At 64.5% G+C, this 15,793-nt stretch carries 16 protein-coding genes; 2 read left to right on the plus strand and 14 right to left on the minus strand.

All coding sequences use genetic code 11. The annotated features are described in order from the left end of the window. Positions 1–12: 12 nt before the first annotated feature. The 4 genes from ACSQ3E_RS16480 to cysG are packed head-to-tail and all read right to left on the minus strand — an operon-like array spanning position 13 to position 4,190. Positions 13–771 carry a phosphoadenylyl-sulfate reductase gene (locus tag ACSQ3E_RS16480; RefSeq protein WP_436123528.1) on the minus strand — a complete coding sequence of 253 codons (759 nt, stop codon included), beginning with the start codon at positions 769–771 and terminating at the stop codon, positions 13–15. Then, entirely contained in the window at positions 746–2,416 is a 1,671-nt protein-coding gene (locus ACSQ3E_RS16485; RefSeq protein ID WP_436123529.1) for a nitrite/sulfite reductase, read from the minus strand. The genes ACSQ3E_RS16480 and ACSQ3E_RS16485 overlap by 26 nt, the downstream gene beginning before the upstream one ends. A 20-nt stretch (positions 2,417–2,436) precedes the next feature. Beyond that, positions 2,437–2,742 (minus strand): DUF2849 domain-containing protein, encoded by a 306-nt coding sequence (locus ACSQ3E_RS16490; protein ID WP_214392030.1) that lies wholly within the window; start codon positions 2,740–2,742, stop codon positions 2,437–2,439. After that, complete coding sequence (gene cysG / locus ACSQ3E_RS16495) at positions 2,739–4,190, minus strand: siroheme synthase CysG (protein ID WP_436123530.1); 1,452 nt, start codon at positions 4,188–4,190, stop codon at positions 2,739–2,741. The genes ACSQ3E_RS16490 and cysG overlap by 4 nt, the downstream gene beginning before the upstream one ends. A gap of 418 nt (positions 4,191–4,608) precedes the next feature. Between cysG and ACSQ3E_RS16500 the strand changes: the two genes are divergently transcribed. Next, the gene (locus ACSQ3E_RS16500) at positions 4,609–5,058 is read left to right on the plus strand and encodes a baeRF12 domain-containing protein (protein ID WP_436123531.1); all 450 of its coding nucleotides are present in this window, start codon (positions 4,609–4,611) and stop codon (positions 5,056–5,058) included. A 193-nt stretch (positions 5,059–5,251) separates the two neighbouring features. Continuing rightward, complete coding sequence (ybaL, locus tag ACSQ3E_RS16505) at positions 5,252–7,063, plus strand: YbaL family putative K(+) efflux transporter (protein WP_436123532.1); 1,812 nt, start codon at positions 5,252–5,254, stop codon at positions 7,061–7,063. Between the two features lie 88 nt (positions 7,064–7,151). On the opposite strand, the gene ACSQ3E_RS16510 is transcribed toward ybaL, so the two are convergent. The 10 genes from ACSQ3E_RS16510 to ACSQ3E_RS16555 form a co-directional block, all read right to left on the minus strand. Continuing rightward, positions 7,152–8,006, minus strand: a complete 855-nt coding sequence (locus ACSQ3E_RS16510; RefSeq protein WP_310320190.1) for a hypothetical protein — start codon at positions 8,004–8,006, stop codon at positions 7,152–7,154. Between the two features lie 179 nt (positions 8,007–8,185). Next, entirely contained in the window at positions 8,186–9,007 is an 822-nt protein-coding gene (locus ACSQ3E_RS16515) for a DUF2865 domain-containing protein (RefSeq protein WP_436123533.1), read from the minus strand. Between the two features lie 247 nt (positions 9,008–9,254). Further along, positions 9,255–11,498, minus strand: coding sequence for a transglycosylase domain-containing protein (locus ACSQ3E_RS16520; protein ID WP_436123534.1), 2,244 nt, complete (start codon positions 11,496–11,498; stop codon positions 9,255–9,257). 189 nt (positions 11,499–11,687) lie between these two features. Then, positions 11,688–11,918 carry a hypothetical protein gene (locus tag ACSQ3E_RS16525; protein WP_436123535.1) on the minus strand — a complete coding sequence of 77 codons (231 nt, stop codon included), beginning with the start codon at positions 11,916–11,918 and terminating at the stop codon, positions 11,688–11,690. A gap of 207 nt (positions 11,919–12,125) precedes the next feature. After that, on the minus strand, positions 12,126–12,326 hold the full coding sequence (locus ACSQ3E_RS16530; protein WP_436123536.1) for a hypothetical protein: 201 nt from the start codon (positions 12,324–12,326) through the stop codon (positions 12,126–12,128). Positions 12,327–12,362: 36 nt separating this feature from the next. Beyond that, positions 12,363–12,614 carry a hypothetical protein gene (locus ACSQ3E_RS16535; protein WP_436123537.1) on the minus strand — a complete coding sequence of 84 codons (252 nt, stop codon included), beginning with the start codon at positions 12,612–12,614 and terminating at the stop codon, positions 12,363–12,365. Positions 12,615–12,687: 73 nt separating this feature from the next. Then, positions 12,688–12,987 (minus strand): hypothetical protein, encoded by a 300-nt coding sequence (locus ACSQ3E_RS16540; RefSeq protein WP_436123538.1) that lies wholly within the window; start codon positions 12,985–12,987, stop codon positions 12,688–12,690. Between the two features lie 146 nt (positions 12,988–13,133). Next, on the minus strand, positions 13,134–13,751 hold the full coding sequence (locus ACSQ3E_RS16545; protein WP_436123539.1) for a ribonuclease D: 618 nt from the start codon (positions 13,749–13,751) through the stop codon (positions 13,134–13,136). Positions 13,752–13,827: 76 nt separating this feature from the next. Then, positions 13,828–15,216, minus strand: a complete 1,389-nt coding sequence (locus ACSQ3E_RS16550) for a M20/M25/M40 family metallo-hydrolase (protein ID WP_436123540.1) — start codon at positions 15,214–15,216, stop codon at positions 13,828–13,830. A 345-nt stretch (positions 15,217–15,561) separates the two neighbouring features. Then, entirely contained in the window at positions 15,562–15,771 is a 210-nt protein-coding gene (locus ACSQ3E_RS16555; RefSeq protein ID WP_310320207.1) for a tautomerase family protein, read from the minus strand. Between the last annotated feature and the right edge of the window lie 22 nt (positions 15,772–15,793).

Consider the following 15,793-nt stretch of genomic DNA (forward strand, 5'->3'; position numbering starts at 1 on the left):
GAAGAAGAATTCCTAAAGTGATGCGTCGGTCAGCGACTGTTCGAGACCCGAAAGATGGATGCCGCACTCGGTCTTTGCCTGTCCGGCCCAGCGTCCGCTGCGCGCGTCCTCGCCCGGCTTGACGATCTGCGTGCAGGGAAAGCAGCCGATCGACAGGTAACCATAAGCGACCAGCGGGTTCTCGCGCAACGCATGCTTGCGCATGTAGTCGGCAAGGTCGGAGGTGGTCCAGCGCGCCAGCGGATTGATGCGGAAGCGCGGGCCGACCTGCTCAAACACCGGCAGTGCAGCGCGGGTCGCGGCCTGGAAACGCTTGCGGCCGGTGAACCAGGCCCGGAACGGCTCGACGCCGCGCGCCATCGGCTCGACCTTGCGCACGTCGCAGCAGGCGTCGGTGCTTGTCTGGTGCAGATTGCCGGTCGGGTCGATGCGGGCGAGTGCCGCCTCATCAGGCGTGATGACGCGAATGTCGGTCAGGCCGAAATCGGCGGCGAGCGCGTCACGGTAGTCGAGCGTCTCGCCGAAATGCTTGCCGGTGTCTAGGAATATCACCGGCAGCTTGCGGTCGACTTCGGCGATCATGTGCAGCAGCACGGCCGAGTCCGCGCCGAAGGACGACACGGCCGCGATCTCGCCAGCAAAGCGTTCGGTTGCTGCGCGCGCGATGATCTCGACAGGCGTCAGGTTTCCGTAGAGCGCGTCGAGCGCCGCAGCCTCGGCAAGAACCTGCGCTTCGATCCCGGCCTCAGGCTGCCTTGGCTTCGCTAGCATAGAGCGCCTCCTTGAACGGCGCTGGGCCGACGCGGCGATAGGCGTCGAGAAACTTCTCCGAACGGTCGAGCCGGATGCCGAGATAGGTCTCGACGATCGTTTCGATGGCGTCGGTGATCTCTTCCGGGCCGAAGCCGCGGCCGATGATCTCGCCGACCGAGGTGTGCTCGTCGGCCGAGCCGCCAAGCGTGACCTGATACAGTTCCGCGCCCTTCTTCTCGACACCGAGGATCCCGATATGGCCGACATGGTGGTGGCCGCAGGCATTGATGCAGCCGGAGATCTTGAGCTTCAGCTCGCCAATGTCGCGCTGGCGCTCCAGCGAGGCAAAGCGCCTTGAGATTTCCTGCGCCACCGGGATCGAGCGGGCGTTGGCCAGCGCGCAATAATCGAGGCCCGGGCAGGCGATGATGTCGCTGATCAGGTTGGAGTTCGCCGTCGCGAGATCGATCGCCACCAGCGCGTCGTAGACCGTCTTGAGGTCGGCGCGTGCGACATGCGGCAGGATCAGGTTCTGCTCGTGGCTGACGCGGATCTCGTCAAAGCCGTACTTCTCGGCGATGTCTGCCACCGCTTCCATCTGGCTGTCGGTCGCGTCGCCCGGCACTTCGCCGATACCCTTGAGCGAGATCGTCACCGCGGCATAGTCGGGATTGCGATGGGTGAAGACGTTCTGGTCGACCCAGTCGCCAAAGCTCCTGGAATCGAGCCGTGCAAGCTTGACGGTTTCGTCGCCCTCGGGCCGCGCGGTCAGCGCCGGCGGCGCGAAGTAGGACTGGATCGCGGCGACGTCGGCCTCGGGCAGCCTGAGCTCGCCGTCCTTCAATGCCTGCCACTCATGCTCGACCTGGCGGATGATCTCGTCGACGCCGGTCTCGTGAACCAGGATCTTGATGCGCGCCTTGTACTTGTTGTCGCGGCGGCCGTGCAGGTTGTACACGCGCAGGATCGCGGTGGCGTAGGACAGCAGGTGCTGCTCGGGCAGGAAGTCACGGATCTTCTTGGCGACCATCGGCGTACGGCCCTGGCCGCCGCCGATATAGACGGCAAAGCCGAGCTCGCCCTTGTCGTTCTTCTTCAGGTGCAGGCCGATGTCGTGGGTCTGGATGGCGGCGCGGTCGCGCTCGGCACCCGTCACCGCGATCTTGAACTTGCGCGGCAGATACGAAAACTCCGGATGCACCGACGACCACTGGCGTAGGATCTCGGCATAGGGGCGCGGGTCGGCGGCTTCGTCGGCGGCGGCACCGGCGAAGTGATCGGCGGTGACGTTGCGGATACAGTTGCCCGAGGTCTGGATGGCGTGCATCTCGACAGAGGCGAGGTCGGCGAGGATCGCCGGAATATCGGACAGTGCTGGCCAGTTGAACTGGATGTTCTGGCGCGTGGTGAAGTGGCCGTAGCCCTTGTCGTATTTGCGGGCAATGTGGCCGAGCATGCGCATCTGCTTCGAGCTGAGCGTGCCGTAGGGCACCGCGATGCGCAGCATGTAGGCGTGCAGCTGGAGATAGACGCCGTTCATCAGGCGCAGCGGCCGGAACTGGTCCTCGGTGATCTCGCCGGCAAGACGACGCTCGACCTGGTCGCTGAAATCGGCGACGCGGGCCTTCACGAAATCATGGTCGAACTCGTCGTAACGGTACATGGTCGTCTTCCGGTCTGTGTTCAGGCGGCGCCGGCGGCGGGCCGGGCTTGCTTGCCAAGGTCGAGGCGATTGCTGGGACCAGCGGCGCGGATGACCTCGCGCAGCCTGAGCGGCTGGATCGCGCCGTTGACGACGCTGACGTCGATGAGGTTGACGTCAACGACTTCGTTGTTGTCGTAGGCAGCCTTTCCGATCGCCTCGAGGCGGGCTTCGCCGGCCTTGTCGCCGACGGTCTCGGCGACATCGATGGTCTCGGCCCAGCTGCCGTCGGCCGCGAACCACACGGCCTCGCCGTCGGTCAGCCTGTTGGCGGTAAGGATCTTCATGCCCTGCTTCCTTCGAGCGCCGCGCGGGCGGCCTGTTCGTGCCTGTGTGCCGCGAGCGGCTCGGAAAGTTCAAAATTGGCGCCGGCGACCGCGTCGCCGATGATGGTCATGACCGGTCCGTCGAGATCGCTGCGCGCTTCGAGCGAAGGCAGGTCGGCGAGCGTGCCGTGGAAACGGCGGCGGTTCTTCAGGCTGGCGTTCTCGACCACGGCCACCGCCGTGTCGGGCGACAGCCCGGCGTCGATCAGGCGGCCGGCGACATCGGCGGCGACCGAGCGGCCCATGTAGACGGCGACCGTCGCACCCGAGATGGCAAGCTTGGCCCAGTCGGGCAGCGAGCCGCCTTTGAGATCGTGGCCAGTGGTGAACACCATCGAGGAGGTGACGCCGCGCAGCGTCAGCGGCAGCTCGAAATCGGCGGCGGCAGCGAAGGCGGAGGTCACGCCCGGCACGACCTCGTAGGACACGCCGGCATCGCGCATCGCCTGCATTTCTTCGCCGGCGCGGCCGAACACCAGTGGGTCGCCCGACTTGAGGCGCACCACGCGCTTGCCGGCCTGCGCCAGTTCGACGAGCAGGTCGTTGATTTCGGATTGGGTCTTGGAATGGCAGCCCTTGCGCTTGCCGACCGGCAGGCGCTCGGCATCGCGGCGGCCCATCGAAATCACCGCCTCGGGGACCAGCGCGTCATGGACGATGACATCGGCTTCCATCAGAAGGCGATGGGCGCGCAGGGTGAGCAAATCCTCGGCGCCGGGGCCGGCGCCGACGAGCGCGACGTGGCCCTTGATCGAGCCTTTCTGCAGCAAAAGCTCGGTCGCCGCGTCATGCGCCTCGGCAAGCTGGCCGTTGTCGAGCGCACGCGCCGGCGCGCCTTCGAAGAATTCGCGCCAGAAGCCGCGGCGGACATTGCCCCTGGGCAGCAGGCGTTCGACGGCGTCGCGGAAGCCGGCACCCAGCGTGGCGAGTGCGCCAAGCTGCGGCGACAGCATACGGTCGACGCGGGCGCGGATCATCTGCGCCAGAACAGGCCCTGCCCCTTCGGTGCCGATGGCAACGGCGACCGGCGCACGGTTGACCAAAGCGGGGGTGAAGAAATCGCAGAGCTCGGGGCGGTCGACGGCATTGACCGGGATGCCCAGCTCCCGCGCGTCCTGCGATATCAGGCGGTCGAGCGCCTCGTCGCCGGTCGCGGCGAACACCATCACGGCGCGCTCGATCAGCGACGCGTCATAGGCAGCGTGAATGCGGGTAGCGCCGTTGGCGGCGATCCAGTCGCGCAGATGCGGCTCGACATGATCGGCGATGATGCGGATTTCGGCGCTCGACTGGGCCAGCAGGCGGGCCTTGGCCAGCGCCTCGTCGCCACCGCCGACGATGACTACGGCTTCGCCTTCGACCTTGAGGAAGATCGGGAATGCGTTGAGCTTGGCGGCGGCTAGGGTCATGACGCGATGGGTTCCGGATACCAGCCATTTCTAGCCGCCCTTGCTGCGCTGCAGAAGAAATGCACTCGCGCGCGCCGATAAGGGAGGCAATCGCTTTTGCCCGGCCCGATGCCCCAAGAGAAAATTATTCCACGACTGGCCGGCGAGCACGTTTCGGGGCTGTGCCTGCAGCCAGGACGATGAGGTGCTGGCTTGCCACCCGCAGCCCTTGAAATCATCGGTGTTTGCCACAGTTGCGATGCATCGGCTGCACTGCCGAACCACAATGGAGCTCAAAGCTGCCCGGGCGCATTTATCCTAATTTCTACTAAGTTAGTAGAATTAAGCCTGAAAGCGCTGGGAGCCTTGTTTGCCGCTCGCCGGAACATCTTGAGATGCCCGACGTTCCCCAAAGGGGCATCAGCATAAGGAGCACGATATGACGCACATCAATCTGAAGCACGGAATCTGGGTGCTGGTAGCAGATGGCGAGAAAGCGCTGTTCCTAAAGAACAAGGGCGACACCAAATATCCGAACCTCGAAGTCGTGCGCGAGATGGAGCAGGACAACCCGCCGACGCGTGAACAGGGCAGCGATCGTCCCGGTCGCTACAGCGACGGCCCCTCGATCCACCGCAGTGCTGTCGACGACACCGACTGGCACCGCGTCGCCAAGGAGCGCTTCGCCGACGAGATCGCGGCGCGGCTGTACAAGTTCGCCCATGCCGGCGATTTCCGCGAGATCATCCTGGTGGCGCCGCCACTGGTGCTCGGCGAGTTGCGCAAGAAACTGCACAAGGAGGTCGACGAGCGCGTTTCGGCCGAAATGGCCAAGACCCTGACCAATCACAGCGTTAGCGACATCGAGACGATCCTGATGGCGGCCTGATCCAGCCCGCTGTTCCAGAGACCCCATTCCCAGAGTGCCGGCAGTGATCGCCGGCACTTTTTTCGACATCTGCCAAGTTTCTTGGCCGCTTAGGGTTGCGCATGCGCGCCTGCGTCCACCATATTGGAAATGCAGCGGATTTCTCCGCCGCACCCCAACACAATGCTCATTTTCGAAAGGTGCCGCCGGGACAATGCCGCATGACACGCCCCTCATCGCTACCATCGTCGCCGGTCTGGGGCTGGCATTCATCTTCGGCGCGCTCGCCAATCGCTTCAAGGTTCCGCCGCTCGTAGGCTATCTGGTCGCCGGCGTGCTGGTCGGGCCGAACACGCCCGGCTTCGTCGCCGACCAGGAGCTGGCGCTGGAACTCGCCGAGATCGGCGTCATCCTGCTGATGTTCGGCGTCGGCCTGCATTTCTCGCTCAAGGATCTTCTCTCCGTCCGCGCCATCGCCGTGCCGGGCGCGATCGTCCAGATCGCCTTTGCCACAGCCCTCGGCGCTGGTCTCGCATGGATGCTCGGCTGGTCGCTCGGCGCCGGTCTCGTCTTTGGCCTGGCGCTTTCGGTCGCCTCCACCGTCGTACTTTTGCGCGCGCTGCAGGAGCGGCGCATGATCGAGACAGAGCGCGGCCGCATCGCCGTCGGCTGGCTGATCGTCGAGGACCTGGCGATGGTGCTGGCGCTGGTGCTGCTGCCCGCCCTTGCCGGTGTGCTCGGCGGCGAGGCGCAGACGACCGAAGCTCCCAACATCCTCGCTTTGCGCTTCGATTTCGGCGTCTGGGGCGTCATCGGCCTCACCCTGGCAAAGGTCGCTGCCTTCGTCGTCGTCATGATGGTCGTCGGCCGCCGGGTCATTCCCTGGGTGCTACACTACGTCGCCCACACCGGCTCGCGCGAACTGTTCCGCCTGTCGGTGCTGGCGATCGCGCTCGGCGTTGCCTTCGGTGCCGCCAAGCTGTTCGGCGTGTCGCTGGCGCTGGGCGCCTTCTTCGCCGGCATGATCATGAGCGAGTCCGAGCTCAGCCATCAGGCGGCGGAAGAAACCTTGCCACTGCGCGACGCGTTTTCGGTGCTGTTCTTCGTCTCGGTCGGCATGCTGTTCGACCCGACCAGCCTGCTCAGCAACACCTGGCCGATCCTCGCCACGCTGTTCATCATCATCATCGGCAAGTCGGTCGCCGCCTTCCTGATCGTCGTCGCCTTCGGCTATCCGGTGGCAACCGCATTGATCATCTCAGCCAGCCTGGCGCAGATCGGCGAATTCTCGTTCATCCTGGCCGAACTCGGCGTCGGGCTCGGCTTGTTACCCGAAAAGGGCCGCGACCTGATCCTTGCCGGCGCCATCCTGTCGATCGTGCTCAATCCGGTGGTCTTCGCCGGCGTCGCGCGGCTGAAGCCGTGGCTGGAAAAGCGCTCGGGCAAGGTGCCGGAAACAGTCGAAGCCGTGCCGATCGGCCCGGCCACCGAGCCCGGCGAGGTCGCGACCACCACCCCGGTGGCGGCAGCCAAGCTCGACGACGACACTCCGCCGCCGACCAAGCTCACCGACCACACCATCCTGATCGGCTATGGCCGCGTCGGTTCGCTGGTCGGCCAGTCGCTCAAGGACGCCGGCCTGCCCTTCCTGGTCATCGAGGACTCTGACAAGACCATTGCCAGGCTGCTGGCCGAAGGCGTCGAGACTGTCGCCGGTAACGCGGTCAAGGGCGAGGTGTTCGGCGCGGCCAATGCCGCCGGCGCCAAGCGCCTGATCCTGGCCATCCCCAATGCCTTCGAGGCTGGCCAGATCGTGCTCAAGGCCAAGGCCGCCAATCCCGGCATGCTGATCATCGCTCGCGCCCATTCCGACGCCGAGGTCGAGCACCTGACCGGGCTCGGCGCCGACAAGGTGATCATGGGCGAGCGCGAGATTGCCCGCGGCATCGTCGAACAGGTCCTGGAAGGTTCGGGCAAACCGCCGGCCGACGATCCGGAGCCCGACGCGCCACCGGCCGCTGCCTGAGCCGGCGGAAGCTAGGCCCACTAAAGCAAAAGGTCGCGCAATCGCGCGGCCTTTTTCATTGGCGAGCGGGCACAGCCCGCAACCTTCCTCAGAGGAAGGGGAACGGCATCACGAAATTGGGCTGATAGGTGTCCATCGTCGCGCCGTTGCGATCTTCGTCGATCAGCGTGCTGCTGCCGAAGCTGGCGCGCAGGCCAACCATCACCTTGTGCGAATCGAAGCTGGCATCGCCGAAACCTTGCGAGATCGAGATGTTCTCGTACTGGTAGCGGCCGAACACCGACCAGGGCGTGCCATCGAAACGGTAGGTCGCCTGCAGGGCTGCCGCAATCGTATCGAAATCAGCCTCCAGGTTGCCGACGCTCAGGTTGGCGCGATGGAAGCCAAGCTCGCCGTCGAAGCGCAGATTGTCCTGGGCGAAGTAGCGCACCACGCCGCGGATACCCATGAGATCGACGTCATAAGGCAGGAAGTCGGCTTCCAGGCCGCCATAGTAGGCCTGCGCGTAGACCGTCACGTTGCCGAAGTAGGCTTGGGCCTCGGGGCCCACCTTCCAGCTCCAGAGATCCACATCCGATCCACCTGAAAATCCGTAGGTGCTGGCCTGGACGAAGCCGCCGAAGGCGTAGGAAGCCGGGTCGCGCCAGAACAGGTGCGCCGCGCCGCCAACGCCGTGCAGGCTGTTGCCGTCCCGGCCGACGGCATCGACGGTGAAGTCGCCCTGGGCGTTCCAGCGCTCGGCAAACGGCACGTTGATGCGCGCCGCGCCACCGGCCGCCCACAGCGTGTCGTCGGAGAATTCGCTGATCCACAGCCCGCCGCCATAGATCTGGCCGTAGCCGGAGACCTGGCGAACAGTTTCCTCGACCGGTTGCGTCGGATCGGCGGCAAAGGCCGGTGTCGCGAGCACGGCAAGCCCGGCGGCAGCGAGCAGTTTCTTCATGGATAGCCCCTCAGCAAGAATGCGATGCAACATCTCATATCGCTAAATTACCTAACGGAAAGGTCTCGGTTCGCAATCGGGCACAACCCTGGCTGGTTTCGGCGGGACTGACACATTCTCGCAACACCGGCGTCGCGATGCAGGCGCTGTGCACCAGCGCCAATCGAGAGAGGGATGGATTAGTCCGGCAGGAACGGTGCGCCGACAACGCGGACCTTGCGAGAGGCCGCCACAGGGCCTTTCGGCGCCTCCGGCACGAAGGCAGTGACTGTGCCATCGAGCAATTCGGGTTTGGCCTGCGGCAGCGGTATCACTGCGGCTTCCATGTTCTTCGGCGTCACCGTCCGCGCCCGCATCTCGTCGGCGCGGCGATAATAGCGTGGCAGGTCGCAGCCCTGGAAATCGGCCTTGTCGCGGTAGGCGAAAGCTGCGGGCAGGTCCTTGTAGGACTGGCGTGTCTTCACCGAAGCCATCTCCTCGGTTTCCCGGCCGATGTCGTCGAGCTCATAGACGTCCATCGCCTTGTCGTTGCAGATGAAACGGCAGCGATCGAGCGTGTTGTCGTAATAGCCGGCATTGACGAACTGGGCGTTGGGTGCCGGGAAATAATATCCGTCCTTGAGCCGCACGCAGTAGAGCATCGCCTGCCCGGAGTAAGACAAGGGCCGGTCCGACTTACGGCGGTCGGCACGCACCATCTGGGTGCAGCCCAACGCCGACAAGCGGGCCCTGATCGCAACACTGTTGCCTCGGCCCGATGCAGCCTGAATTTCGCGCTCGACGCCTGCACGGCGTCCGGCAAGGTCGCGGCATGGATCGAAGAACCCGCCGCTGCTGCGGCCGCTGCACTGCCGCTGGCGCTCCAGCGCCTTGATCGCTGCGAGTTGCCTGGTCAGATGCGCGGGAGCCGCATTACCGCCGCCAAGCTGGGCTCGAAGGGCACTGCAGGCATCGGCGTTGGCCTGGGACAGGCCGGCCAGCAACAAGATTGCCAGCCACACGAGCGTTGCACGAACATTATAGCAAGCTAATTTACATAGCCTCATACCGTCCAAAGCCCCGCCAGTCTTAAGCAAGACTTCGTCAGTATCACGACTATCCACTACTTCAAAATTGGACCTGTTATCTGCGTTAACGTCTCGAACGCGACTGCTGCATATCGCTAACGCAAGAACTTCGGGCAGCTCAGATGGCTGCCGTCGCAGGCGCATGGGGTACAAGCAAGCCCGGCCCGTAACACGAGCTAGCCTAGTTCCCCAGCAGCACGTCGAGGATGGAGGTCTCGCGGCGCTGGGTCGGACCGCCGACTTCGCCGGGCGGAACCGGGCGACCGCCGCCGACATCCGCAGGGGGCACGGGCCGGCCGATTGACGCGGTTGGCTGGTCTTGCCTAGCGTTTACGGCACCGACTTGCTGCCGCACCGGCTGCGGCGCTGGCGGGAAGGTGTTCTCGTCCACCTGCTGCGCCGGCTGGTCGTCGACGGCGACGTCGGGTGCCTCGCTTCCTGGCGTCCACGAGCCCGGCAAGGCCGCCATCGGCACGCCTTCATGGGCAGCGACCATGAATTCGTGCCAGGCGAGCGCCGGCAGCGCGCCGCCGGTGACCTTCTTCATCGGCTTGCCGTCGTCATTGCCGAACCACACGCCGGTGGTCAGGTTCGCGGTGAAGCCGACAAACCAGGCGTCGCGCGAGTTCTGGCTGGTGCCGGTCTTGCCGGCCGCCGGCCAGGCGAAGGCGGCCTTCTTGGCCGTGCCCTCCTCAACCGCGCCGGTCATCATCGCGTTCATCATGCCGACGACCTCGGGGCTGATGACACGCGGACCGCCTCCAGCCGTATTCTCGTAGAGCACCTTGCCCTCGGTGGTGGTGACGCGGCGGATGATGTGCACCTCGGGCCGGTAACCGCCATTGGCGAAAGGCACGTAGGCAGCGGTCAGCTCGAGCGGCGTCACCTCCGATGTGCCGAGCGAGATCGAGACGTTGGGCTGCAGCTCGGATTCGATGCCCATGCGGTGGGCGGCCTCGACGACCGCGTTGGGCCCCACTTCCATGGCAAGCTGCGCCGCCACCGAGTTCAGCGACTTCGCCAGCGCGGTCTTCAGCGTCACCCGGCCATAATATTTGCCGTTATAGTTTTCCGGCGTCCATTTGCCGATCTTGATCGGCGCATCGTTGCGCATGCTGTCGGGCGTGCGGCCCTGCTCGAGTGCCGCCATGTAGACAAAGGGCTTGAACGCCGAGCCCGGCTGGCGCCTTGCCTCGGAGGCTCGGTCGAACTGGCTGGTGGCGTAGTCGTAGCCGCCGACCATGGCGCGCACGGCGCCCGTATTGTCGATCGACACCAGCGCGCCCTGGCTGACGTTGAGCTTCTGGCCGTTCTCGTCGACAAGCCGCCGGATCGATTTTTCGGCAATCTCCTGCAGTGTCATGTCGACGGTGGTGTCGACCACGATGTCGGACTGCACCTCGCCGATGAGCTCGGGAAGCTCCTGCATGACGCGGTCGGCGACATAGTTTTCGGAGCCGGTCCAGAACGAGGCGACACGGGTCGCCGGCGCATTCATGGCGTTGGCCAGTTCCTTGTCGCCGATCATACCCTGGTCGCGCATCGCACTCAGTACCAGTTGGGCGCGGTCGCCCGCGGCCTTGGGGTCGCGTGCCGGCGACAGGCGCGACGGCGCCTTGAGCAGGCCGGCCAAAAGTGCGGCCTCGGCCAGCGTCACGTCACGCGACGACTTGCCGAAATAGCGCCGCGAGGCGGCTTCCACGCCATAGGAGCCCGAGCCGAAAAACACCCGGTTGAGATACATTTCAAGGATTTGGTCCTTGGTGTGCTTCTGCTCCAGCCACATCGCCAAGAGCACTTCCTGGACCTTGCGCTCCAGCGTACGGTCTGGCTTCAGGAACAGGTTCTTGGCCAGCTGCTGGGTCAGCGTCGAGCCGCCCTGGGTGAAGCGGCCGTTGAGGAAACGCGTCGAAACGGCGCGCGCCAGGCCGATCGGGTCGAAGCCGAAATGCGAATAGAAGCGCTTGTCCTCGATCGCAATCACGGCTTGCGGAATGTAGGGCGACATCTGGTGCAGGCCGACGGCCTCGCCACCGGTCATGCCGCGATTGGCAACGAGCTGGCCGTCGACGCCGACGATCTTGATGTTGGGCGAGCGATCGGGAATGGCCCAGGTCGTGGCGCTGGGCATCTTGGCGCCGTAATAGACGACGATGCCGGCTGCGGCGATGCCGCCCCAGATGGCAAGCACGAAGCACCAGTAGACCAGGCGGCCGAAGATGCCGAACAGGCCGCGCTTGGGCTTGCGCGAACGGCCGCGGCTGCGTTCGGGCGCGCGCGCCTTGGACGATTTACGCTTGGCCGGGGCCTTGCGGCGGCTGGGCACGACGCGGTCCTCCTCGCGCACCGAAAAGACGTCGTCCTCCGCATCATTGCGCGGTCCATCGAAGCTAGGCTCGATGCGTCTGTCGTTCCGGTTCGCCATACCTGTTTGTCCGGCCCCCATGCCAATGGCGTTCCGGTTGGACAGTAAATGCGGCGATTTAAGGGGGCGTTAAACATCCGGTCCGGTGGGCCTGTGGGCAAAGCACGACGATCGGCCGGGCAGATTTTGCGACCGACACGGCAAAAGCCGCCGTCCTTGCGGGCGGCGGCTTGTGGCAGCCTCGTCAACTTATTGCGGGATCGGATCGGGACGCGGATCGTTCGGCTTGTCGGGGCGATCCGGCTTGTCGCTGCTCTTGTAGCAGGGGCTCGCCGGATCGTTCTTGTTGCAGCAGTTGCTGCTCTGCAGATAGCGCGGATCCTTCGGCTTCCATTCACAGCGGCGGATCTCGGTCGACTGACACGCGGTCACCGCCGAAGCGGCGACGACGGCCAGAATGATGTTGCGGAATGCACTCATGGTTCTCTCCTTTGAATTGAATTTTCCCACCTCACGAGACTGGGTCGTCGCAGGGGGAGAAATGGTTCAAAGGAAATTTCAGATTTTTTGCGCTGCCCTGGATTCTGCCAGCAATCCAGGCGGCAAGCGCCTAAATAGCGGCTCAAGACGCGCGGCGCGGAACCGTCTGCCACGCCTTGGAACCAGCAAGAGAGTGAGCTTGCCGCTTTACGGCCCGGTGGTTTTGTTGAGCGCAGCAGAGACCCGCTCGCGTAGGATTTCGGCGATGTCGGTGGCCATATGCAGGCGAACGCGGCCGCCGCGGGCATCGACGAGCGTCACGGCGACGCCGTCGAGCGTATCGTCCTTGGCGGCCTCGACGGCCGCCACCATGAACTGATGTTCGTTTTGATCGGATTTTTCGGCCATGGCTAAGCTCCCTGGCTGGCAGACCCGATCATACGCCTATTCGTCGTCTTCGTCGCTGCCGCCAGATTTGGCCCAGGAGTGCGGGCTGATGCGTTTCTGGGTGTCGCTGTCGACATAGGCCCACCAGCCGGCGTCGCTGTCGTCCCACTGCCCGCCCGCAGCCTTGAGGCGATCCAGCGAACGGTACTGCGCGACCGATTCATTTTCCTGGCCGTCGCGGTCGGTCCAGTAGACCGTGACCTTCGAGCCATCGGTGGCTGCGGAAGCGATCGGCAGTTTGGCGCTCATGTGGGTCCCTCGAAATGCTGCTGGCCAACGATAGACGACCGCGCGGCCCGGTAAAGCCACGCGGCGGCAAAAGTCATCGGCGGCTGAGCAGGGCGGCGAGAAGACCGAATATGGCGACGCCGACGAGCGCCGTCGTCATCGGATTGTCCTGGGCGGTTTTCTGCGCAACGCGCGCCTGCTTGCGCATCGCCGGCAGGGCATCGGTGAAGCGGTCGTACAAACCTTCGTAAAGCTCGGACGCGCTTTCGCGGCTGTCGGCAAGGGCTGCGGAGCCGCGCTTGGACATCGCCTTGGTCAGCGAAGCGACCTGCTTGGTCAACTGGGAAACCTGTTCTTCGAGGTCGGCCTGGATTTCTTCACGGGTGGAAGCCATTCGTATGCGTCCTTTCATCTGGTACGCACCCAAACGGTTCAGGCAGGCTTGTTGTTCCCTCGACAAGCATCACAGCTGGCGCTCCAGCCCGACCGCCTGCAGCGGCCACCGGGCTGGATCATTCACGATATCAAGAGTTTAAGAACTCAGCTGTGAGCGAAGATGTCTTCTTCGTCCCAGCCCATCAGGTCGAGCTTGGCGCGGGTCGGCAGAAAGCGGAAGCAGGCTTCGGCCTCCTTGGTGCGGCCATCGCGCTCCAGCCTGGCGGCGAGCACGTCGCGCAGGCGGTGCAGGTGGAGCACGTCGGAGGCGGCGTATTCGAGCTGCTCCGGCGACAGCGTCTCGGCGGCCCAGTCGGACGACTGCTGCTGCTTCGACAGCGACACGCCGAGAAGCTCGTTGCAGATGTCCTTGAGGCCGTGGCGGTCGGTGTAGGTGCGGGTCAGGCGCGAAGCGATCTTGGTGCAGAACACCGGCTCGGTCATCACGCCGAAGGCGTTGTAGAGCACGGCGATGTCGAAGCGGCCGAAATGGAACAGCTTCGTCACCTTGCGGTTCTTCAGAAGCGCGGTGAGGTTCGGCGCCTTCTTCTGGCCGGGCGCGATCTGGATGACGTCGGCGGTGCCGTCGCCCGGCGAGATCTGGACGACACAGAGCCGGTCGCGATGCGGGTTCAGGCCCAGCGTCTCGGTGTCGATGGCGACGGCATCGACGTCGTAATGCTGGAGGTCGGGAAGGTCGTGCTTGTGAAAGCGGATGGTCATGCGTGTCTCCGATCGCGGCTTGGAAACTCAGTTGCCGCGATCGGAGCAAAAATCAATAGAAACCTCGGTTTCTAGCTCACTTGCGCGTCAGCGCCTCGAGAATGCGCGCCCAGGAGCGCTGGCCCTTGTGGAACGAGGCCAGGTCGTATTTCTCGTTCGGCGAGTGGATGCGGTCATCTGGCAAGGCAAAGCCGACAAGCAGCGACTCCATGCCGAGGAAGCTCTGAAAGTCGCCGACGATCGGGATCGAGCCTCCCATGGCGAGCATCACGGCCGGCTTCGGCCACTCGTCCGACAGCGCGTCCTTGGCCTTGGCCAGGAACGGCGAGTCGTAGGACAGCTGAATCGCCGGTCCGGCACCATGCTCGTGGAACTCGACGCTGCAGTCGGCCGGGATGCGCGCACGCACGAATTCGCGGAAGGCGGCGCGGATCTTGTCGGGGTTCTGCTTGTGCACCAGACGGAACGACACCTTGGCCGAAGCTTCCGCCGCGATGACCGTCTTGAAACCCTTGCCGGTGTAGCCGCCGGTGATGCCGTTGAACTCGGCGGTGGGGCGGGCCCAGACCAGCTCGAGGATCGAGCGGCCCTTTTCGCCCGAGGGGATCGACAGGCCGATCTCACCGAGGAAGTTTTCGGCGGTCTCGCCGAGCGTTTCCCAGGATTTCAGCACCTGCGAGGGCGTTTCTTCGACGCCGTCATAGAAGCCGGGGATGGTGACGCTGCCATTGTCGTCATGGATGGCGGCAAGCACCTTGGCGAGGATGCGCACCGGGTTGGCGGCCGCACCGCCATATTCGCCCGAATGCAGGTCGCGGTCGGCGGCCTTGACGATCACCTCCTCGCCGACGAGGCCACGCAGACCGACGCAGATGGCGGGCGTCTGGCGGTCCCACATGCCGGTGTCGCAGACCATGGCGAAATCGGCCTTCAGTTCTTCGGCATTGGCCTCGAGGAACGGCTTCAGCGACGGCGAGCCAGACTCCTCCTCGCCCTCGAACAACAGCGTGATCTTGCATGGCAGGCCGCCATGCACTTCCTTCCAGGCGCGGCAGGCCTCGACGAACAGCATCAGCTGGCCCTTGTCATCGGACGAGCCGCGGCCGGTGATGACCTTGATGCCGCCCGCGATCTCCTTGATCTTGGGATCGAAGGGATCGTCTTCCCAGAGGTTCAGCGGGTCGACCGGCTGCACGTCGTAGTGGCCGTAGAAGAGCACATGCGGCGAGCCTTCCGGGCCGTCATGATGGGCGACGACCATCGGGTGGCCGGGCGTATCGCGCACGCTGGCATCGAAGCCGATGGTCTTGAGGTCGGCGACCAGCCATTCGGCGGCCTTGCGGCAGTCGCCGGCAAAGGCCGGGTCGGTGGATATCGACTTGAGGCGGAGCAACTCGAACAGGCGATCAAGGGACTGGTCGAGATTCTTGTCGAGGCGATCGAGAACGGGTGCGACAGCGGACATTGGGGTGCCTTTCGATTCTTCTGGCGCGCAACCTAGTGGGCCGATGTGAAAACGAAAAGGCGGCAGGATTGGGCCAGCGGCCGACGCTGCGAAAGCTCTTAGGAAAGCGGACAAAAAAGTGCCGCCGTGGTGGAGGGGGGAGCCACGGCGGCACATTCTTAAACGGTGCGGCAGCCCGGAGAGGGGGATGAGGCTGCCGCAGGGTCCGGATAGGCGGGGGACGGGCCTGAGACCGGACTTCGGCAAAAACTGCCGATGCCCTACATTTGTTCCTTTGAACGTGGCGATTCAAGGGCACGAAGATTACACTTTTGTAACATGCGCGTGATCGCCCCGCCGCCTTGTTCAGCCCTTGCCACGCGCGCGACGGTACTGTTCGACCGGCATTCCACCGACGCCCCAATCCTCCAAATCGACTTCATTTATAACCACGAATGTCGTTGCTGGATCCTTGTCCAGGACGTCGACGAGAAGATCGGTGGTGCCCTTGATCAGGGCGGCTTTCTGCTCCGGCGTCACGCCTTCGCGGGTGATCTTGATATTGACGTAAGGCATTCTTCGGCTCCCGCTCCCGGCT

The sequence above is a fragment of the Aminobacter sp. LjRoot7 genome (assembly GCF_964252895.1).
GTDB lineage: Bacteria > Pseudomonadota > Alphaproteobacteria > Rhizobiales > Rhizobiaceae > Aminobacter > Aminobacter aminovorans_B.

Bases quoted from the DNA above. Each gene is read 5' to 3' on its own strand.
- ACSQ3E_RS16480 (WP_436123528.1), bottom strand. From the start codon at position 771: ATGCTAGCGAAGCCAAGGCAGCCTGAGGCCGGGATCGAAGCGCAGGTT.
- ACSQ3E_RS16485 (WP_436123529.1), bottom strand. From the start codon at position 2,416: ATGTACCGTTACGACGAGTTCGACCATGATTTCGTGAAGGCCCGCGTC.
- ACSQ3E_RS16490 (WP_214392030.1), bottom strand. From the start codon at position 2,742: ATGAAGATCCTTACCGCCAACAGGCTGACCGACGGCGAGGCCGTGTGG.
- cysG (WP_436123530.1), bottom strand. From the start codon at position 4,190: ATGACCCTAGCCGCCGCCAAGCTCAACGCATTCCCGATCTTCCTCAAG.
- ACSQ3E_RS16500 (WP_436123531.1), top strand. From the start codon at position 4,609: ATGACGCACATCAATCTGAAGCACGGAATCTGGGTGCTGGTAGCAGAT.
- ybaL (WP_436123532.1), top strand. From the start codon at position 5,252: ATGCCGCATGACACGCCCCTCATCGCTACCATCGTCGCCGGTCTGGGG.
- ACSQ3E_RS16510 (WP_310320190.1), bottom strand. From the start codon at position 8,006: ATGAAGAAACTGCTCGCTGCCGCCGGGCTTGCCGTGCTCGCGACACCG.
- ACSQ3E_RS16520 (WP_436123534.1), bottom strand. From the start codon at position 11,498: ATGGCGAACCGGAACGACAGACGCATCGAGCCTAGCTTCGATGGACCG.
- ACSQ3E_RS16525 (WP_436123535.1), bottom strand. From the start codon at position 11,918: ATGAGTGCATTCCGCAACATCATTCTGGCCGTCGTCGCCGCTTCGGCG.
- ACSQ3E_RS16530 (WP_436123536.1), bottom strand. From the start codon at position 12,326: ATGGCCGAAAAATCCGATCAAAACGAACATCAGTTCATGGTGGCGGCC.
- ACSQ3E_RS16535 (WP_436123537.1), bottom strand. From the start codon at position 12,614: ATGAGCGCCAAACTGCCGATCGCTTCCGCAGCCACCGATGGCTCGAAG.
- ACSQ3E_RS16540 (WP_436123538.1), bottom strand. From the start codon at position 12,987: ATGGCTTCCACCCGTGAAGAAATCCAGGCCGACCTCGAAGAACAGGTT.
- ACSQ3E_RS16545 (WP_436123539.1), bottom strand. From the start codon at position 13,751: ATGACCATCCGCTTTCACAAGCACGACCTTCCCGACCTCCAGCATTAC.
- ACSQ3E_RS16550 (WP_436123540.1), bottom strand. From the start codon at position 15,216: ATGTCCGCTGTCGCACCCGTTCTCGATCGCCTCGACAAGAATCTCGAC.
- ACSQ3E_RS16555 (WP_310320207.1), bottom strand. From the start codon at position 15,771: ATGCCTTACGTCAATATCAAGATCACCCGCGAAGGCGTGACGCCGGAG.